This is a genomic window from Paraburkholderia sp. CNPSo 3272 (genome assembly GCF_024206495.1).
Classification (GTDB): domain Bacteria; phylum Pseudomonadota; class Gammaproteobacteria; order Burkholderiales; family Burkholderiaceae; genus Paraburkholderia.
Genome location: NZ_JAMBPQ010000027.1, coordinates 1 through 19,443 on the forward strand (window position 1 = coordinate 1; position 19,443 = coordinate 19,443).

The window sequence follows — 19,443 nt, forward strand, 5'->3', positions numbered from 1 at the left end:
GGATTGGTAAAGCGCCTTCGCGAACGCACCGTGGGGACTCGACCCGAACGGAGCGCAAGCAAGGCCACGCGCGCAGGAAGAAGCAACGCGAATTTACACAGGCCGACATCGAGCAGGTGATCGTCGACCTGGCCGGGCAAAAGCAGCCTTCGCAGGCCCAGCGCAAACCAGGTCATCGATCAGCAGGCGTTAATGGAACAGGGGCGAATGCCCTGCCCGTTCATGATCCGATCTTCGACACTGCGTGAGATGTTGATGCCCAGCACTCCGCCGCGCTGCGCCGGCGGCACGATCTCGCCGGCGAGAGTCACGCCCGTTACGAACGTGAACGAAGCGAGCGAGAACGCGATCGTCACCGCGAACACGAGCAGTAGCCCGGCCGGGAGCAGCGGCATGAGGGCGAGCGCCACGCCAGATACCACCACGGCCGCCGCGCCCAGCGTGCCGCGCGCATGGCGGCTCGACACGCCGCGCGCCATCAGGCGCTGCGACCACCAGCTGAGCAGCGGCGAAGCCACCATCTGGCCGAATGCGGGCAGCACAACGATCCAGCCGACCTGCGTGAGCGAATAACCCGCCACGAGCACAAGATAGCTCGGTAGCCAGATCGTCGACATTGTGAGGATCACATAGGCGGCGAAGCCGCTGAGATCGCTGCCAATACAGGTTCGCGCGAGCAGCAACGCGGCGAGCGGAATGCGCTGCGGCAACTCAGGCACCGGTGAATGCACGCGCAGGGAATCGGCAGGGTTCGCGGGCCGCCCCCCCTGCGCGGCGTGTGAATCGAGTGCCCCCTCCTTGCCGATCCACAACCAGGCTATGCTCCAGACCACGCCAACCACGGCCAGCATGGCGAACGCAGCGTGCCAGCCGAAATGGACGATCACGGCAGTGATAACCGGCGCAATGAGGCCGGCGCCGAAGGATGCGCCGATCGTAAGTACTGCCGATGGAACCGTGCGCTCGTGGTCGGGAAACCACTTGTAGAGCGCATGCACGGCCACTGGATACGCGGGTCCCTCGCTCGCACCCAGAAGCACACGCGAGACAATCAGCGTAAGCGGCGTTGCGAATACGAGCAGCGGCACCTGCGAAAGCGACCACGTGATCGCCATCGCCAGCAGCAGCCAGCGCGCCTTCACGCGGTTAGCGAGCAGACCGACGAGCAGCGCGGAAATCGAGAAGAACGTGAAGAAGCTCGCCGCGATGCGTCCGAATTGTGTGTGCGTGAGCCCGAGCTCGCGCATGATCGGTTCGGCGGCGAGACCGATCAGGGCCTTATCCGCAAAGTTGATGGCGAGGAAGAAAAACAGGCCGACGACGATCACCCATCGCTGACGCCTGTAACGTGTCTCTGATGTCATTGTGTCTCCATTTGCGGCTATTCCTTTGCGCGCCGGCGTGAAGCGGTCGCCAAAAGTTGCCGTTTGGGGAGATTGAACGACGAAGAGACAAATAATACAACTGCATAGTTTGCATTGTATCGATGCGATCAGTGCATTAATTGTCGTGCGGGTAGTGCGCTGCCGCAACCTCCTGAACAGCGCGAATGGCCTGTTCCGCTGCGGGCGAAAGCGTGCGTCCGGCCAGATGGATGATGCAGAACTGGAGCCAGAGCGGCTTGCGCGAGGGCAGCCAGAGCGGCACGAGGTCGGCCATGCGCGACGGATTCGGGAACGCATGGGTGGTGAGCAGCAACAGTGCGTCGGTCTTACGCGCGTACTCCTGCAGCACATTCACATCGTTGCAGACGAGATGGAAGTCCAGTTCGTTGCCAGGCGCATAGCGCAGCCATTTGCGCAGCCCATCGCGCATTGCGTCGGGCAGCGGCACGGAGATAACCGGAAATGCCTGCAGCTGGTGGGTCTCCACAGTGGCCAGGCGCGCGAGCGGGTGGCCTTCACGTACGTACCAGCCCGCGCGATGCCTGGGCAGCGGGATTACGTTGACCTCGCTGACGGTCGGCGCGCCGCGAATATCCACGATCAGAAAATCGAGTTCCTCGCTGTAGAGCGATTCGAGCGAATTTTTCCAGTTGTCGATGCGCGCGTCGATACGCATCTGCGGATGCTGCTGCGCGAGGCTGTCGAGCACCGCGGGCAGCAGCATGGCCGCCGGATACGGGCCTGCCCCGAAGCTCACCGAGCCGATACTGTGGTCGCGCAGCAAGTCCACGTCGCGCACCAGACAGCGCGCCTCGAACAGCACCTTCTTCGCCCGGCGCACCACGGTTTCGCCCGCGGACGTGATCTGCACGTCCCGGGTGGTGCGGTCGAAGAGCGCCATGCCGAGCTCTTCCTCGATGGACTGGATGCTACGGCTGAGAGCGGGTTGGCTTAGATGCACGCGCTGTGCGGCGCGGGCGAAACTGCCCTCTTCCGCGAGGGCGACCACATGTTCGAGTTGGCGTAGGTTCATGGCGGACACGGCAGGCTAATCGGTCGGCGCAGGCAAGCCCTGCGCCGCGAAACAGCATAGCCTGGACGGGCACCGCACGGCACGTGTCTTCTCTCGCGGCTTTCTACAGTGTGGGAATACCCACGATCGGCCGTTGCTCCTTCGAGAACGGGCGGCGATTCGCGTCTACGCACCAGACCGTTCGGCTGCACATCTGCACTCAAAACCGGACGGCATGTTACCTACGCCGCCACCGGCGGTCTCACTGAAAAGTCGCGTTGACAGTCAATTGGACAGCATTGCCCTTCGGGCGATTGCTCACGTTGAACTCGTTTACCCAACGCAGCGTCGCGGCAACCGGCGTCTTGTCGATCTTGCCAGTCCACGTCACCATCGGCCCGATGCCCACTGCGTGCCCCTGCGCGCCGCCAGTCAGTTGTGCGATTCCGCCCGTATCGTTGCCCACCTGCTGGATGTAACCGCCGATGATGCCGACACCCCAGCCGCCCGCAAAACGCTTGAGTGCCAGGACATCCAGCACGCTGACCGGTGCGTTGTGATATTGCGTGGCACCGTTCCGCGTATAGAACTCCAGTCCGTAGTTGAGCGAGAACTCGATGTTTGCCGCCGGGAAGAGGTGCGTGTATGCGATGGTCGGCGTGAACGTCCAGGTGTTCTGGCCGGCGTTGGCGAGGCGGTCAGGGTTGTAGGCACCCGTGGGCGCGTAGATTTGAACGCTCAGCGCAACGTGATCGAGTTTCGTCAGGTGGTAGCCGGCCACCACAGGCGAAAAGAACACGTCGGCAATCTGCGTACCGTGGTCGTTCGGCAAAAGACCATGGAACGAGGAAACGTCCGTATATTGCACGGGCACGCCGAACGACGTCGCGAAGTTCCAGCCGCCCGCGGTGATGCCCCATGTTTTCACCGCGTTGATCAGCGTGTATGAGATCGTGAAGTCGAGCCCCGCCGTCACCTTCCCCGCGATCGGCAGCGTTTTGCTCGCGCTCACTGAGCCCTCATAGTAGATCGTGTTGAGCGAGACGATCCAGTCCGAGGTAGGCGGAACGATACCGGCATAGGGTGCGATCTGCATGCCGGTGATCGGGCGGCCGATACCGCCTTCAGTCGCGCCGGCATGAAACGAAGCGCCCAGCGCGCCGAAGCACGTCAGTGCGGCCAGTAGGCTTGTCGATGTTCTACGCACTTTGATCGTTGTTGCCCTGTTCGAATCCAACGTGATCGTGTAATGGCTTCCCGCGGCTAGGTGTTTGCCTGCGCAATGTCGGGCAAGCGCCAGCTATGGTCGAACCACGGCTGCAGCGGCCCGTACAGGCGGAAGATCGTGAACCACGACTTGCCAGGAATCGTCTGCACCCAGTTCGATTCGTGGCCCACCGGCGCACTCGGACCAAAAAACAGATCGACGGAACCGTCGGCGTTCTTTTGCAGGCTCTGCCTTTCGCTCGACAGGCTCGGAAACCGCTGGTCGGTCTGCAGCATCGAGCGCGTCTGCGTGTCGTAGATCACCACCGACCAGAAGTCCTTCACGGGCACATTGGGCGGCACGCGCAGCACGTAGTGCTTCGCGCCGTCGAACGGCTTGCCAGCCGCGTCGACGTTCGCCGCCGCGTATTGCGAGCCGATGCCGGGCATGGCCACCGCCATCGCGGGGGTGTCGATGGTTGCGGCGTAGAAAAACATCGTGCGTGCGTCAAAATTGCGCGCGCCCTGGTTCAGCCATTCGTAACTGCCGCCGATGAACGGCGTTGTCCAGTGCCCGTCTGGATAAATCAGTGCGGCCGGATTGCGGTTCGCGAAGTCAATCGTGCGGGCGGTGGCATTGCCCACTGCAACGGCATCGGTCAGGATGGCCTTCGTGTGTGCGTCGGGCGCAAACGGCTTGCCCTTCACCATGCCGATCGACGCAAACAGTCCCGTCATGTCGGGTCCATAGGCACCGGCCGGTTCTTCCTGAACGATCTGGTTGATCTCGTCGTAGAACTCGATGTTGTTCGCATGGACCGTGTTCATGGTCTTGCCCGACAGGTCGATGAACCGCGTGGCGGGCGGATTCGCGGCCTGCGCGAGCGGATAAACACGCAACCCTGCCTTCAGGCTCGCTACGCCTGGTTTCGGGTCGCCGCTCTTCGTGAACGCGCGCCCGAACAGCAGGTTGCCGAAGGTCGGCGACTTCACGATGTAGTAGCCGCTCGACGGCAGCTTGCCCGTATAGTCCGGCGGCACGAACAGATACTTGCCGCCTTGCCCCTTGTCCGGGCCTGCGTTGCCCATGTCGGTGACGTAGCGGAACCAGAAATCATCGACCACGCCGAGGATGTTGGGCGGTGTTTCGACCACCATCGGGCCGTGTTTCAGGTCCATCCAGTTCCAGAAGTAGACAGTCTCCGAGTTCGGTGTCAGAAAGATCGATTTCGAATCCATCAACGACGCGAATATGCCGATAGTACTACCGGTCGCGCCCGCGTCACGCAACGCCTGGCGGATTGCCACCATCGACGCGCCTGGTATGCCGTTCAGGAACGCTTCGACGCCACGCATGAACACGAGGTTGTCGTACACCTTCTCGGCGGTTTTCGACGTTGGTACGCCGTCGAAGTACTCGAGCTTGCCGATACGCGTGTCGACCGCGGCTTGCGTGATGATCTGCTCAGGGATCGGAGTCGTCATCGTGTAGCTTGCCGGCGGTGCTGCGCTCGTGCATGCCGCAAGCGTGGCCGCGATGATGGACAGGGAAAACGAACGTGTCATTGCAGGAAGCATTGGATCTCCAGTTACGACAAACTGCCTGGCGACGCGCTACGCGCTGCCACGAGAGACATCAGTCACGAAGGTAGAACCCCGTTGCCCGGCTTGTTCATTTCGCTGGCACGAAGTCGCCGGGCTTCCAGCTCTTGTCGAACGCGGCGGCCTCCGGACCATAGATCCGGATATAGGCGAACCAGCCTCTTCCTGGCACAGTCTTGATCCAGTGGTCCTCGTGCCCCTTCGGCGCGGCCGGGCCGAAGTACAGTGTCACTGGCTTGCTCTGATCCACGTCCTTCAGCTCGAACAGCGAGCGCAATGCGGCATTGTCCTGGTCGGTCTGAACCTGCGAGCGCGTAGCGGCGTCGTAAGCGGTTACGGACCAGAAGAGCTTGTCCGGCACAGGCTGCGGAATTACCAGCGTGTAGTTCTTGCCACCATCGAGATACGCGCCTTGAGCGTCTCGAGCGCCAAGCCAGTAGAGCGAGCCCGCCCCTGGGTCGCGCCGGAACATGGCGGGCGAGGTAACAATGGCCTGGGCAAACCAACGATCGCGAGCGTCGAGGTCGATCCCGCCAGGCGTTTCGAACTGGGCACTGCCCGGCACGAGCCCCACCCACTCCCACTGCCGGTCGGGCCAGGCTTTCCGGTCAGGGCGGTCGCTGTCGAATGCGGATACCAGCATCTGGCTGCGTCCCTTGCCCGCGGCATTTACAAGCACGGCCTTCAGCTTGTCGTCGGGATTGAATGGCTTACCCTTCTCGATGCCGAGTTGGGCGAGCAGTCCATACATGGGCAAGAAGGCAGGATTCTGCGGCTCTTCCTGAATGATCTTGTCGAGGACTTCCCAAAACTGAATATTGTCTTCCCAGCGAAGCGACGAACTGTCCATCGCGCGTTTCGTGGTGTCCACGGCCTCGAGCGCCGGGCTGCTGGCGCCGCCTTCGGACCAGCGCCGGATCTTGACGGCGCGCAGCGCATCCATTGCCTTCGGAATATCTCCGCCGACCGGCAATGCGCGAACAGCAAGTAGATTCTTCAGCGTCCGAGAACGGGCAACGTAGTAACCGTCGGGTACCGTGCCCTTCCATCCCGGCGGCAGGATCAGGTGCTTGCCGCCTTTGCCCGCGTCAGGACCAGGAAGGCCGAGGTCCTTGACCCAGCCCTGGTTGTGGTCGTTGACAAGACCAATGTACGGCCCAGGCGGCAAGTCGATCTCGATCGGCCCCTGTGACAAGTCCAGCACCGCGGAGCCGTACGGGGTATCCGAGTTCAGTGTGAAGCCCACTTGCCTTGGGCCCGCGGCCGCGATCCCCCACTCCTTGCCATCCTGAATGCCAGCCGTACGAGTGCCGTTAAATATGCCTTCCACCGATACCGTTGGATACCAGAAGCGATAGGTGACGACGGCCGTTTGCAGCACTTCGTCGGCACGCGTGCGCTCCGACGTTTGCGGCGTGGGATAGCCACGGTCGAAGTCGTATCCCATGTTGTCTTTCGCGTGGGCCGCCGTGCTGGCACAGGCGAGAAGCAGTGCAGCAATCAAGCGTCGATGCATAAAGGCTCCTGTAGGAAGGAAAAGCAATTACGCTGCGGTGCGCTGCAGATCATGCGGTTTTCAGCGTAGGCATTTCTTTATTCTTTGTTCCAGGCGGTTCTTCATGTCACAGGAACCCCAGACCGCAAGATATGGAGGACGCGGACGGCCGTATTCGGTGCGACCGAATTCGTAGACATGCATCACGCATGTCGCTCCCGCTTTCGCTCGTAAGCCACTGCTGGTAGCTTTGCAGGCCAATAGAAACTCGGTGACAATTGTTTGCCCTCTCGGCTTCGTCCACCGATGATTTCCCCCTTTTCTAATGGCCCATTTTCGATGCTTTACTACTTTTAGGTTGCCGGTCATGCGGAATTTAGCTTTGACGCATCAAAAGAATATCAAGCATCTATAATTTTTGCATCAGTCATTGGCTCAATAGTTGTCCCTGAACAATTCGTTTCTCGTGCCGTCGGCGTCACGCGGGCAAATCGGCGGCAATGAAACAGTTGAACAAGGCAGTGAGAATTAAGGCACAAAGAAGCCGCAGCTTCCTGAGGATCATGCGCAGGTTGTGACCTGCGCCGCACAGCACGGCGTGCATCGCATCGCCGAGCGCCCCCCTTTAGCCAGTTCCGGTCGAGCTTCCCATCGGTCTTCATGTGGCCGATAGCTGGCTCGATCGCGCTGCGCCGTCTGATCATTGCGCGTAGTCCGCGTGTGATACCCGGGTGGTAGATCTTCACGCCGTCGATGGCGACACCCTTGTAGCCGCGGTCGACGATGGGCGACTTCTGGCGTGGCGTCGCACAGGATTGCCGCCTTCTCCAGTGCTTCAGCCAGCATGTGCCAATCGTACGGATTGCCAGGCATAGAACGCATGCCAACGAACTAGCTATCGTAGAACGGTCGGTGGGATCGGGCTGGCCATTTCATTATGTCCGCTCTTGTTGAAGAACTGAATGGAAGCGCTGGTACGTCGCCAACCTTTGATGGTCCGCGGCGTTTCACTGAAGACTCGCGACTTGCTGAACGATCTCCGTCCGCATAGCTTCTTGGCAATCTATCTGGATCTGTCGCAATAAGGAGATCTGCTATGCTGACGGGCCCTGAATGCGTGGCGTGATCGATGAACCACGGGCTGAGTCCCGCGGTAGCAAAAATTCTCAAACAGTTGCATTATCCGCTGGACGTGATGTTACTCTGCGTTCGGTGGTACGTGGCATATCCGCTGAGCCTGCGTCATCTCGAACAGATGATGGACGAGCGCGGGATTGTGGTCGATCACTCGACGATTCATCGTTGGGCGATCAAACTCTTGCCGGTCCTGGAGAAGGCGTTTCGACGGTGCAAACGAGCGGTCGGCAAGAGCTGGAGGATGGACGAGACCTACATTCGAATCAGGGGTGAGTGGCAGTCTTTACCGGGCTCTCGATAAGGCAGGCAACACCGTCGATTTTCTGCTGCGAGCCCGACGGGATAAGGCTGCGGCTCGGGCTTATTCGAAAAGGCAATCAACCAGAATGGCGAACCCGAGACCGTGACGATCGATAAGAGCGGATCGAATCTGGCTGCCTTGCAAGCAATCAACGCTAAGCAGGTAACACCAATCAAGGTCCGCCAAGAAGTATCTGAACAACATTGTCGAACACGATCACCGGGCCATCAAGCGTCGAACGCGCCCAATGATGGGATTCAAGAATTTTCGTTGCGCACGCATTATTCTTGGCGGAATCGAGACCATGCATATGATTCGCAAAGGTCAGATAAACGACGGCCGTAAGGCACTCACTCCCGCGCAGCAATTCTATTCTCTCTCTGCATAAGCAATCCTCTGTATTTCAGCGCTCTCGCCGGCCATCTTCCTTATTGCGACAGAACCGCGTCACATGCACCGCAAGCAGTTGCCCCAATGTATCCACCGCCATATGCACCTTGCTGCCTTTCTTACGCTTGTACCCGTCATAGCCTGCGCGTGGACTGCTCTCGCACGTCGACTGCAGCGTTCGGCCATCGAGGATGACTGCCTGGGCTGCCCCAGGCGATCCTGCGCCACGCGGATAATCGAACGCAGGTCATTGACCATGGCTTCAAAACAGCCAGCCTGAATCCAGAGCTGTGTCTGCTGGTAGACCGCCTCCCACGGCGGAAATTCATTGGGCAGCAGACGCCATGGCGCACCCGCGCGGACAATCCAGCGCAAGGCGTTGAACATCTCACGCAATTCGTAGCGACGCTGGTGCATCCTGGTTCATCAATGTCAGGTACGGAGCGGCGAAGTACCACTCTTCATCCGATACATCCGTTGGATAAGGTCTGCGTTTTATCATCCCGCCAGGGTACCAGGTCCGGCCGAAAGTTCATAACACCTTCTAGCCGTAACGATAGACCCCGCGCGCAGTCTTCCGACCCAGACGTCCTGCGGCCACCAGTTCACGAAGCAGCGGGCACGCGCGGTACTTCGAATCGCCGAAGTCATGGTAAAAAACGTCCATGACCGAAAGCACCACATCGAGTCCAACGAGATCGGCAAGCGCCAGCGGCCCGATCGGCTGATTCGCTCCGAGACGCATGCCGGTATCGATATCCTCGGCTGGCGCGACGCCTTCCGCGAGCAGGAAGAAAGCCTCGTTGATCATCGGCACGAGAATGCGGTTGACCACGAAGCCCGGCGAGTTGCGCACGCTGATCGGCGACTTGCCGAGCCGCACCGTCAACTCGTGGACTGCCTCCGCTGCGGCGCTACCGGTTTCGAGGCCCCGGATGATTTCGACGAGCGGCATCAACGGCACCGGATTGAAGAAGTGCATGCCGACGAGGCGCGACGGGTCGGCAAGCGCGGCGCCAAGCGTGGTGATCGAGATTGAAGACGTATTGGAAGCCAGAATGGCGTCGGGACGCGCGACTGCTTCAACCTGCTTCAAAATGCGCAGCTTCAGTTCGAGGTTTTCGGTGGCTGCTTCGATGATCAGCCCAGCAGCACCGAGGCGCTGATAATCGGTGCACGTCTCGATGCGGGCAAGCGCGGCCTCGCTCGCCGCCGCGTCCAGCTTGTCTTTCGCGATGAGCCGATCGAGGCTTCCCTTAAGCGCGGTAAGACCTTTGTCGAGCGCGGCTTCGCTGACGTCGACCACAATCACGCGCACGCCAGCGAGCGCGGCGACCTGCGCGATGCCGGAACCCATCGTCCCGGCGCCCACGATTCCCAATGTTTCGATTTGCATGGCTTTATTTGGCGCGCCCGAAGGCGCACTCAACTCACTGCACGTTTTCGAAAATGGCGGCGATCCCCTGCCCGCCGCCAATGCACATCGTGACGAGCGCGTAGCGGCCACCAATGCGCTTGAGTTCGTGCAGCGCCTTCACGGCGATCAGTGCGCCGGTAGCGCCAATGGGATGGCCGAGCGAAATACCCGAGCCATTGGGGTTCACCTTTTCAGGATCCAGACCCAGCTCCTGCGTGACCGCGCATGCCTGGGCGGCAAAGGCCTCGTTCGATTCGATCACATCGAGGTCCGCGACGGACAGCCCCGCGCGCTGCAACGCAAGACGCGTAGCGGGCACCGGTCCGATGCCCATGTAAAGCGGATCGACGCCCGCGTGTGCATATGCGACGAGTTTCGCCATCGGCGCGAGGCCGCGCGCCTCGGCCGCTGCGCGCGACATCAGCAGGACGGCCGCGCCTGCGTCGTTGATGCCGGAAGCGTTGCCCGCCGTGACCGTACCGTTTTCTTTCGCGAATACGGGCTTGAGCTTCGCGAAGTCGTCGATCGTTGCATCGTGGCGCAAATGTTCGTCGGTGTCGAATACAGTCTCGCGCCCTTTCACGGTGCGTTTGACCGGCACGATCTGGCTGGTGAACCGGCCTTCAGCGATCGCTCGCGCTGCGCGGCGATGCGACTCGAGCGCGAGATTGTCCTGACGCTCGCGCGTGATGCCGTAACGGCCCGCAACATTTTCGGCCGTCACGCCCATCGGCACGGCGTGGAAAGGATCATTGAGCGCGCCCAGCATCATGTCGATGAGGCGTGCGTCGCCCATACGCGCGCCGAAGCGCGCCTCGGCCGTAATGTACGGCGCGCGGCTCATGTTCTCGGCGCCAGCGCCGATCGCCACGTCAGCATCGCCGAGCAGAATGGTCTGCGCGGCGGAAACGATCGCCTGCAGGCCCGAACCGCACAGCCGGTTGACGTTGAACGCAGGCGTCGATTCGGGAATGCCGGCGTTGATCGCGGCGACGCGAGACAGGTAAAAATCCCGCGGCTCAGTGGCGATAACGTTGCCGAATACCACATGCCCCACGTCCTTTGCCTCGACGTGGCTGCGCGCCAGCAGTTCGCGCACGACGATTGAACCGAGTTCGGTTGGCGGCACGTCTTTCAGGCTGCCGCCGAATTTGCCGATCGCGGTCCGCACACCGCCTACCACCACGACTTCCCTGCTCATATGGATTCCTCAGTTATCTGTCTGCCGCCTGTGAAGCGCCGACGCAGCCTGTTTCAACGCCTGGTCCCGCCCTGTTCAGGGAGTCCCCAGGGCGCACCGTGGCAATCGTAGCGCCAACCAGTTCCGGACAGACTGATCAAACCGGCCGACATACTGACAAAACTGGCCATGTCATGCCCTCCACGCCGGCCAGACCGGGGGTTCCGATCGCCCCAGTTAAGGTTTCGTTAAGGCGCCCGTGCATAAAATCGCGTCTGACAAACCGAAACCGCTTTCCAGCGGTGACGCAAGAACGGGCATGAAAACCAAAGGGCCCTATGGATGCAGTCGAAACATTGAACGAACCATTTTTCTCGCACTCAATGCCACACCCGCAACGCCGCATTGGGTCATTGCTGCGGGCACGCTGATCGCAAACTATGCGATCTTGTCGGTCCCGGCCATGCTGGTGGCGCTGTGGCTGACAGGCTCGGACGAGCGCCGCGCGTTGGCCGTGCGCGCCTGCTTTGCCGGCTTGCTGGCCCTTGGCATCAACCAGCTGATCGGTCTGGCGTGGTATCACCCCCGCCCTTTCGTTAGCGCAACGGGCCATACGTTTCTCGCCCGTGCTCCCGATTCTTCGTTTCCTGGCGACCATGTGACGTTGCTTTCCGCAGTTTCGTTCACCTTCCGGTACGGCGGGAAGCGTGGAATCGGCTTGCTTGCCTTGATCGTCGATATCGCCGTTGGCTGGGCTCGCATATTTGTCGGGGTGCACTGGCCATTCGACATGATCGGCGCGGCGATCGTCGCGTTGCTGGCCTGCATGGCTGGCAGCCCGTTCTGGCGCATTGCGGGCATGGCGATGACCAGCGCGCTGATCGCGCTGTACAGGAAGCTTCTCGCTGTGCTTATTAGTCTGCGATGGTTGCGGCCGTATTGAGCCGCATCGTCAAGCGCTTCTCCATGCGGCTGCCACGCCAGGATTTCGAGGCTTCTCGACGACGTTGACGCGAACCGCCTGGAAAATGCGCGCTTCCGCATTCATGTAGGCGTTCCAGTCCCCCGCATCCATTTCCTTGACAGTCATTTCGCGCGGCACATAGGTGTGCCAGACCGCGAGATCCGGCACGCACCTCACAATAGCCGCGCGTCGCTTGTGAACTGACTTCGAATTCTCACAGGAACGTTAGCTTGCCGTTTCGAATGTCATACATCGAGCCCGCTATTTTCACGTTCCCCTTATTTTCCAGATCGGACAGAATCGGACTTCCGCTGCGGATAGCGGCTATCGCACCCTGAACGTTCGATCGCGCGACAGCATCGACGAATTCAACATTTTTACTGGATCGCTCTCCTGAATATTTCGTCGCGGTGATCGCCGGCTGGATCTGCTGAAGCAAACCCGTCAAATTTCCCAACTGAACGTTGTCGATTGCGCCTTTTATCGCTCCGCAGGCGGTATGGCCCATCACCAGAATCACTTTCGCACCCGCAACGGCACATGCGAACTCCATACTGCCGAGTATGTCCTGGTTGGCGACGTTTCCCGCGACTCTTGCATTGAAGGTGTCGCCGATTCCCATATCCAGAATGATTTCGGCCGGCGCGCGCGAGTCGATACAACTGAGGACGATTGCTGCGGGGTACTGGCCGCTGGCGCTCGCTCTCTTCTGCGCGAGAAAGTCCTGCTTTTTCATTTTGCCGGTACGAAACCGTTCGTTGCCGGCTTTCATCATTTCGATAATCTGATCGGGTGTCAGCGCATTGCGCTGTGATTCGGACAACGCCGCCGCCTGGATATCGCCCGTCGTGAACTGCGCGCCGGCAACGAGCGTCGCCACGCTTATGCCAGCCTTGATCCACCTGCGCCTTCCGCCATCCGCCGGGTCGTCGGGAACTTCAATCGCCGTGTTTGCAGACATTGGAATCTCCTATCTGACGGAGGTCGAACCTTGACTCGGAGAAAGATCTTCATCGACGTTCGCTAACGACCTCAGATCAGCGTGAAGGAAATGGGAAGATGGTCAGACGGAGTATAGGCTGCGCGAGAAATCGTGATAGCTGGCTGAGCCGCCGTCATGAGGATTGAACCGTCTGCTGGCATTCGACTTCGGAGGCGGCTACGCGACACCAGCGTGCCTGTGCCACCACTTGCGGAAGCATCTCGCTTTTTTTGCCGAGAATCCATACCAACTTGCAGCTATGAAGATAATCTTTCTTATCACTAGACGCCTATTTCTGCGCTAAACTTCACTACATGAAAACGCGTCACACGCCCCTTCCCGCACCCGCTTGCGCCGAGCCACCCGGATTCCCGGACGCCGACGAACTCGCCATGCTCCGCGCCTGGTATGCGGGCCTCGCCGTGCGGCCCGCCGTCGAGCGTTATCTCCCCGCGGCGCTCGGCGACGGAAAGTCGGCGCGGGGCGTGCTGGGGCGCATCCGGCGCAGGCTCGTCGCCCTGGCGCGCGCGGCGCATCGCGACGATCTGGTGGCGCTGTTCGAACATCCGGTGGAGGAACGCGAGCGGCACGCCAAGGCTGTCGCGCAGGCAATCGACAGCCTGCGCAACGCGCGCCCGCCCGAGCCCCAGATCGCCGACGACATCGCACAGTGGTTCACGCCGCGCGCCGTGCGGGTGCTGTACGCGCACGGCATCACCACGCTCGCCGACCTCACCGTGCGTATCCCGCGCCGCCGCCAGTGGTGGAAGGCGGTGCCGGGACTCGGTGTGGCAAGCGCCCGCGCGATCGAGGCGTTCTTTGCGGCCTGGCCTGCACTCACGGAAAAGGCGCGCGCTCTCATCCTGGCGAGCCAGCGCAGCGACATCGCACCGTGGGAGTCCCTCAAGCTGCCGCACGAAGTCGACGGCTCAGAAGGCACCTTTCGCGCACCGCGCGCGACCTGCACGCTGGACGCGTCGAACGACTATGAAGCTATCAAGACCTGGCTCGCGCTGCACGAGTCGCCCGCCACGCAGCGTACTTACCGGAAGGAAGCCGAACGCCTGATCCTTTGGGCGATCGTCGAGCGCGGCCGCGCGCTCTCATCGCTCTCGACCGAAGACGCCATCGCCTACCGCGCGTTCCTGCGCCATCCGTCTCCGCGCGGACGCTGGGTCGGCCCCGTGCGGGCACGCACGTCGCCGGACTGGCGGCCGTTCAACGGCAGCCTCTCGGCACGCTCGGTGGCGCATGCGCTTTCGATCCTCGGCGCGCTGTTCCGCTGGCTCATCGAGCAGCGCTACGTGCTCGCCAATCCGTTTTCCGGTGTTAAAGTGCGCGGCGCGAGCGCTGCGCAGGCGCTAGACACCTCGCACGCATTCAGCGAAGGGGAATGGGCGCTGGTGCGCACGATCGCAGACGGCCTCGAGTGGTCGTACGGCTGGTCAGCGCCGGCGGCACAGCGGCTGCGCTTCCTGCTGGATTTCGGCTATGCGACCGGTCTGCGCGCGAGCGAACTGGTTGGAGCCACGCTCGGCCACGTCGAGACGGATGCACGCGGCGATCACTGGCTGCGCGTGACGGGCAAGGGAAAGAAGCTTGCGCGCGTCGCCTTGCCGCCGCTCGCGTGGGAGGCGCTCGCGCACTATCTGGCCGAACGCGACTTGCCTGTCGTGCCCGTGCGCTGGAATCCGGCGACTCCGGTCATCGGCAGTCTCGAGGCCGACAGCGACGCCGCGATCAGCAGCGTGCGTTTGTGGGGGGTGCTCCGGCGCTTCTTCCTGCTCGCCGCCGACGCCATCGAGGCCGATCATGCGCCGCTTGCGGGAAAGCTGCGCCGCGCGAGTCCGCACTGGATGCGCCACACGCACGCCACGCACGCGCTCGGGCGCGGCGCGGAACTCACCACGGTGCGCGACAACCTGCGGCACGCTTCCGTTTCGACCACGTCGATCTATCTGCATAGCGACGAAGTCAAGCGCGCGCGGCAGATCGCGGACGCATTTGGCAAAGCGAAGTGAATCCACGTTCACCAGATGGCTCACGCGGTCGTAACGGCGAAGGGCGGCGTCGCTGGTAAGCACCGCGCTGCGGTGAGAGCCGATCCCCTTCAGCTTCTTCGTCGAAGCGTTGCGTATCGGGAGTAGCCGGCCACTTCGGAGATTCGACGAAGTGCTCAATTTCGTCGACCATCCCAAAGCATTTTGTATTCACAGAGTTACCCAGCTTACGTGGAGACCTCCCTGTGCGCAAGCAAAGCGGATTCGATGTCGCGATAGCGGATTCGCTGGAACGTGACAGGATCGTCTACTCGGGATTCAGTGCAGCAGCGGTCGTTGCCTCGAGCACACTGCGCGCACTTGATCGTGTCAGCGACCCGGCAGAAGTCCCCCCGGGCTATGACGCAGCCGTGGTCTGGGACGGGCTTGGAATCTTGCCATTTTCCCTGGTCGTGCACTTTCAATCAGACCATCCCGCGTCGGTCGCGGTCGGTGAGGAGGTCGCGTTCTACGAGCGCCACCAAATGCCATATAGAACTTTGAGAGATGGCGAGGCTTTTGTAATAGACAGCATGCGCAGCGAGATCGTAGGCGCGTAATGAGGCGATCTATCTGCACAGCGACGAGGTCAAACGCGCCGGGTGATCGCGGACGCGTTTGGCAAACAATAGTCAGCGTGTTGCACGCGAGTTTGCCTATCAGCTGCTCGAGCCCATCGCCGACTGCTGATAGTTTTCGAGGCCGATCTTGTCGATCAATCCGAGCTGGATTTCCAGCCAGTCGATGTGATCCTCGGTGTCGTCCAGGATCTCCACGAAAATCTCCCTCGACACGAAGTCCCGCACGGATTCGCAGTACGCAATGGCTTCCTTGCACTGCGCCTGCGCCGTGCGTTCGAGCTTGAGGTCGCACTCGAGCACTTCGCGAACGTCCTCGCCGATCAGAAGTTTGCTAAGGTCCTGCAGATTGGGCAGGCCGTCGAGCATGAGAATCCGTTCGATCAGTTTGTCGGCATGCTTCATCTCCTCGATCGACTCGTCGTATTCATGTTTGCCGAGTCCTGCGAGACCCCAGTGTCCGTAAAGTCGTGCGTGCAAAAAGTACTGATTAATCGCCGTCAGCTCGTTCTTCAGCTCCGCATTGAGATATTCGATAACTTTCGGATCGGCTTGCATGACTCCCTCCGGGGCGCTGTGTCGGGACGATTACAACGAGCATAGACAGTTGACGCACGTAGCGCACGAAGGAATTCAGCGTGTTATCGGCTCGATTTACGCAGATGAATGACGCTTTAAACCGTCTGTCGCGCGTGTGTTGTTTGTGAACAAGACGCGGCCAGCGAAAGCTTCCCGGCCTCCGATCGTGCCGGCGTATCGGGTATGATCGCCGCAGAATCGATCTATGTTTGTATTCGTTACGACCGAGTTCCAATGAAAACCGATATGTCGATGTCTGTGCCGGAGCGTGCGGGCTCCGCGTTCGAAGTCCTGCGAGTCTTTCTGAAGCTGGGCCTGACGTCCTTTGGCGGTCCCATCGCCCATATCGGCTACTTCCGTCGCGAATTCGTCGAGCGGCGACGCTGGCTCGACGACGCAACCTTCACGGATCTGCTCGGCCTCTGCCAGTTTCTCCCGGGGCCCGCCAGTAGCCAGACCGGTTTTTCGATCGGTCTGCTGCGCGCCGGCTGGCGAGGCGGGCTGGCAGCCTGGTGCGGCTTCACGTTGCCATCCGTCGTACTTCTGATCGCCTTTGCCATCGTCGCGCCTGAACTCGGCGGCCCCGTGGGGAACGGGCTAATTCACGGACTGAAACTCGTCGCCGTTGCCGTCGTCGCGCAAGCTGTATGGGACATGGCGCGCCGCCTGTGCCCCGACCACCGCCGCGCCGGCATTGCACTCGTTGCGGTCGTGCTTCTCGCTGTCATGACGACGGCGTATGCACAGTTGATCGTCATCGTGCTCGGCGCGGCGCTCGGTATCCTGCTGTGCCGATCCACGACTTCGGAAACCATCGCCGGCACGCGTCAGCACACGCAGGAGTTTCGCGTGTCGCGTACCGCCGGTCTGGTCGCGCTCGTCCTCTTTTGCGCTCTGCTTTTCGGGCTTCCAGCGCTTGCCGCGTTCGACACGACGCATACCGTCGGCGTGTTCGACGCCTTCTACCGCTCGGGCGCCCTCGTATTCGGCGGCGGTCACGTAGTGCTGCCGTTGCTGCAGCGCGAGACCGTGGCAACGGGCTGGGTCTCGCCGAACGACTTTCTTGCCGGCTATGGAGCCGCCCAAGCGGTGCCCGGCCCGCTCTTCACGTTCGCGGCTTTCCTTGGATGGATCATGAGCGGCCCATCCAGTCATGCGCTGGGTGCCTTCGTGGCACTAGCAGGCATCTTTTTACCAGGCCTGCTTCTCGTGCTCGCCGCGCTGCCTTATTGGCAAGCGCTACGCGCCCATCCCTCCATGGCGGCCGTGCTGGCGGGCGTGAATTCAGCCGTGGTCGGGCTACTCGCCATGGCGCTCTATTCGCCGGTATGGACGAGCGCCGTCCAGTCACGGATCGACTTTGCGGTCGCTGCCATCGGTTTCTTTTTGCTCACGCGCTGGAAGGTGCCGCCGCTCGTTGTCGTCGTGTTTTCGGCGGCGGCCGGCGTGGCCGAGATGCTTGTTCGTTGAGTGGCGAAACTCACCCTCGCCAGGCTTGAAGAAACCTGAGCCACGCCGTCGCGCCAGGATCCGCGTGACCGATGCTGCGTTCCTGCACCCACGCCGCGCGCCCTTTCTTCGACTGCAGCGCGGCCGTGGCGCGTACCTGTCGCTCCACCGTGTCGATCATCGCGTCGAGGAGCGCGCGCTCGTCGGCGCCCGATCCGAACGCTTCGAGCGTATCGAGGCTCGGCACGAGTGCGTCGAGCACCGTCTTGTCGCCGAGCTGCGATTTGCCCCGCTCGGCGATGCGCGCGGCCACCGCGCGCCCCATCGCGAGCGCTTCGCCCCGGCCCGCAGCGTGGCTACCGGTCACCGTCTTCGCCGCGGCGAGCAGCCCGCCCCCCACGAGCGCGCCGAACGTCGAAGGGTTCGCCGTGGAAAACGCCTTGCCTGTGGCGACCAGCACGTCGCCCAGCGCGGCGTCGGGCGGCAGCTTCGCGATGGCGTCGGCTGCCGCGAGCGAGCCCGCCTTCACGGTCACGCCCAGGTCGCCGTCGCCGAGCGCGGCGTCGAGTTCGCGCAGTTCCTCCGCGCTGGCAGGCATCGCATTCAACGCGCCGATGAGCCGCGCTCTTACTTCGCTAACCGAAAGACTCATCTCGCACCTCCCTCGTCCACGCGCCATCCTTCGCGCCAGAACGGCGAGCGCACCGGTGCATCGAGGAGCGTGTCGAGTTCCTCGTCGAGTTGCATCACGGAGACCGAGGCGCCCGCCATTTCGAGGCTCGTCACGTACTCGCCCACATAGGCGCGCGCCACGCGCAGCCCGGCGGCGGCAACGGCCTGCGCGGCGCGCCGGTACAGCAGATACAGTTCTTCGAGCGGCGTCGCGCCGAGCCCGTTGGCGAGCAGCGCCACGCTTGCCCCCGCCTTGGCCTGCAAGTCGCCGATTATCGCGCCCGCAAGCCGTTCGGCGATGGCATCCGCGCTCTCCAGTTTGCCGCGGTGCGTGCCCGGCTCGCCATGAATCCCGATGCCGATTTCCATCTCGCCATCGGGCAGCGTGAAGGTGGGCTTGCCTGCCGCCGGCAGGATCGTCGGCGAAAGGCCCACGCCCATCGTGCGCGTCGCGCCGTTCGCCTTCGCGGCAATACGCGCGACGTCGTCGAGCGTGTCGCCGCGTTCGGCCGCCGCGCCCGCGCACTTGAAGCCGAATACCATCCCCGCCACGCCGCGTCGATCCGAGGCCCGCTCGGGCGGCGCGGAAGCGACATCGTCGGCAACGAGTACGGTGCGGGTCTCGATGCCGTCGGCGTCGGCCAGGTCCGCGGCGAGATCGAAGTTGAAGACGTCGCCGCCGTAATTGCCGTACAGGTAGAGCACGCCCGCGCCGCCGTGCACCGCCTTGGTGGCCTCGTAGATCTGCTCGGACGATGGCGACGAAAACACGTTGCCCACCGCCACGCCGCTCGCGAGCCCTTTTCCCACATAGCCGAGAAAGCCCGGCAGGTGTCCGGAACCGCCGCCTGTCACGATGCCCACCTTGCCCGCGTTCGGCGCGTCGGCGCGCACGAGCGCGCGGCGGTCGGCCGTGACCGGCTTGAGCCAGCCCGGATGGGCGAGCAGCAATGCGTCGATCATCTCGTCGACGAAATGATCAGGATGATTAATGATCTTTTTCACGTGTCGCGTCTCCAGTAATGGGTGGCCTTCGCACCACCGCTCACGTTGAC

General features: G+C 62.0%; 17 protein-coding genes and 3 pseudogenes. 6 read left to right on the top strand and 14 right to left on the bottom strand.

Features of this window, described 5'->3' with window-relative positions; translation table 11 throughout:
• Nucleotides 1-179: 179 nt before the first annotated feature.
• From M3I53_RS26430 to M3I53_RS26455, 6 genes and pseudogenes are all read right to left on the bottom strand, one after another.
• Nucleotides 180-1,364 (bottom strand): MFS transporter, encoded by a 1,185-nt coding sequence (locus tag M3I53_RS26430; protein ID WP_254318793.1) that lies wholly within the window; start codon nt 1,362-1,364, stop codon nt 180-182.
• Nucleotides 1,365-1,500: 136 nt separating this feature from the next.
• Entirely contained in the window at nt 1,501-2,418 is a 918-nt protein-coding gene (locus M3I53_RS26435; RefSeq protein WP_254318795.1) for a LysR family transcriptional regulator, read from the bottom strand.
• Nucleotides 2,419-2,659: 241 nt separating this feature from the next.
• Nucleotides 2,660-3,604 carry a transporter gene (locus tag M3I53_RS26440; RefSeq protein WP_254318796.1) on the bottom strand — a complete coding sequence of 315 codons (945 nt, stop codon included), beginning with the start codon at nt 3,602-3,604 and terminating at the stop codon, nt 2,660-2,662.
• A 56-nt stretch (nt 3,605-3,660) separates the two neighbouring features.
• Nucleotides 3,661-5,169 (bottom strand): DUF1254 domain-containing protein, encoded by a 1,509-nt coding sequence (locus tag M3I53_RS26445; protein WP_254318797.1) that lies wholly within the window; start codon nt 5,167-5,169, stop codon nt 3,661-3,663.
• 106 nt (nt 5,170-5,275) lie between these two features.
• Nucleotides 5,276-6,709, bottom strand: coding sequence for a DUF1254 domain-containing protein (locus M3I53_RS26450; protein ID WP_254318798.1), 1,434 nt, complete (start codon nt 6,707-6,709; stop codon nt 5,276-5,278).
• A gap of 469 nt (nt 6,710-7,178) precedes the next feature.
• Nucleotides 7,179-7,588, bottom strand: a pseudogene (locus M3I53_RS26455) (IS5/IS1182 family transposase); the annotation flags it as partial.
• 241 nt (nt 7,589-7,829) lie between these two features.
• Here M3I53_RS26455 and M3I53_RS38695 point away from each other — a divergent pair.
• Both M3I53_RS38695 and M3I53_RS38700 read left to right on the top strand, forming a co-directional pair.
• Nucleotides 7,830-8,138 carry a hypothetical protein gene (locus M3I53_RS38695; protein WP_375542587.1) on the top strand — a complete coding sequence of 103 codons (309 nt, stop codon included), beginning with the start codon at nt 7,830-7,832 and terminating at the stop codon, nt 8,136-8,138.
• A pseudogene (locus tag M3I53_RS38700) lies at nt 8,107-8,526 on the top strand (DDE-type integrase/transposase/recombinase). The gene M3I53_RS38695 and the pseudogene M3I53_RS38700 overlap by 32 nt, the downstream one beginning before the upstream one ends.
• 15 nt (nt 8,527-8,541) lie before the next feature.
• Here the strand turns inward: M3I53_RS38700 and M3I53_RS26465 are convergent.
• The 3 genes and pseudogenes from M3I53_RS26465 to bktB all read right to left on the bottom strand — a co-directional run bounded on the left by M3I53_RS26465 (nt 8,542) and on the right by bktB (nt 11,146).
• A pseudogene (locus M3I53_RS26465) lies at nt 8,542-9,027 on the bottom strand (transposase).
• Between the two features lie 45 nt (nt 9,028-9,072).
• Nucleotides 9,073-9,924 (bottom strand): 3-hydroxybutyryl-CoA dehydrogenase, encoded by an 852-nt coding sequence (locus tag M3I53_RS26470; RefSeq protein ID WP_254318800.1) that lies wholly within the window; start codon nt 9,922-9,924, stop codon nt 9,073-9,075.
• Nucleotides 9,925-9,958: 34 nt separating this feature from the next.
• Nucleotides 9,959-11,146 carry a beta-ketothiolase BktB gene (gene bktB / locus M3I53_RS26475; protein ID WP_254318801.1) on the bottom strand — a complete coding sequence of 396 codons (1,188 nt, stop codon included), beginning with the start codon at nt 11,144-11,146 and terminating at the stop codon, nt 9,959-9,961.
• Between the two features lie 298 nt (nt 11,147-11,444).
• Here bktB and M3I53_RS26480 point away from each other — a divergent pair, with 298 nt between their 5' ends.
• Nucleotides 11,445-12,068 (top strand): phosphatase PAP2 family protein, encoded by a 624-nt coding sequence (locus tag M3I53_RS26480; protein ID WP_254318802.1) that lies wholly within the window; start codon nt 11,445-11,447, stop codon nt 12,066-12,068.
• Between the two features lie 9 nt (nt 12,069-12,077).
• Here the strand turns inward: M3I53_RS26480 and M3I53_RS26485 are convergent, their stop codons facing one another.
• Nucleotides 12,078-12,257 carry a hypothetical protein gene (locus M3I53_RS26485; RefSeq protein WP_254318804.1) on the bottom strand — a complete coding sequence of 60 codons (180 nt, stop codon included), beginning with the start codon at nt 12,255-12,257 and terminating at the stop codon, nt 12,078-12,080.
• A gap of 46 nt (nt 12,258-12,303) precedes the next feature.
• Nucleotides 12,304-13,050 carry a carbonic anhydrase family protein gene (locus tag M3I53_RS26490; protein WP_254318805.1) on the bottom strand — a complete coding sequence of 249 codons (747 nt, stop codon included), beginning with the start codon at nt 13,048-13,050 and terminating at the stop codon, nt 12,304-12,306.
• Nucleotides 13,051-13,385: 335 nt separating this feature from the next.
• Here M3I53_RS26490 and M3I53_RS26495 point away from each other — a divergent pair, with 335 nt between their 5' ends.
• Both M3I53_RS26495 and M3I53_RS26500 read left to right on the top strand, forming a co-directional pair.
• Nucleotides 13,386-15,092, top strand: a complete 1,707-nt coding sequence (locus tag M3I53_RS26495) for a site-specific integrase (protein ID WP_254318807.1) — start codon at nt 13,386-13,388, stop codon at nt 15,090-15,092.
• Nucleotides 15,093-15,316: 224 nt separating this feature from the next.
• A complete protein-coding gene (locus M3I53_RS26500; protein WP_254318809.1) occupies nt 15,317-15,670 on the top strand; it encodes a Type 1 glutamine amidotransferase-like domain-containing protein in 354 nt (117 codons plus the stop codon).
• A gap of 99 nt (nt 15,671-15,769) precedes the next feature.
• Here M3I53_RS26500 and bfr read toward each other — a convergent pair whose 3' ends face one another.
• Nucleotides 15,770-16,246: a bacterioferritin gene (gene bfr / locus M3I53_RS26505; RefSeq protein WP_254318810.1), complete on the bottom strand. Its 477-nt coding sequence runs from the start codon at nt 16,244-16,246 to the stop codon at nt 15,770-15,772.
• 255 nt (nt 16,247-16,501) lie between these two features.
• On the opposite strand from bfr, the gene chrA reads away from it, so the two are divergent.
• On the top strand, nt 16,502-17,737 hold the full coding sequence (gene chrA, locus M3I53_RS26510) for a chromate efflux transporter (protein WP_375542588.1): 1,236 nt from the start codon (nt 16,502-16,504) through the stop codon (nt 17,735-17,737).
• Between the two features lie 10 nt (nt 17,738-17,747).
• Here the strand turns inward: chrA and M3I53_RS26515 are convergent, their stop codons facing one another.
• Nucleotides 17,748-18,368 carry a DAK2 domain-containing protein gene (locus M3I53_RS26515; protein ID WP_254318811.1) on the bottom strand — a complete coding sequence of 207 codons (621 nt, stop codon included), beginning with the start codon at nt 18,366-18,368 and terminating at the stop codon, nt 17,748-17,750.
• Entirely contained in the window at nt 18,365-19,393 is a 1,029-nt protein-coding gene (locus M3I53_RS26520; protein WP_254318812.1) for a dihydroxyacetone kinase subunit DhaK, read from the bottom strand. Before M3I53_RS26520 ends, M3I53_RS26515 begins: the two co-directional genes overlap by 4 nt.
• Nucleotides 19,394-19,443: the final 50 nt, after the last annotated feature.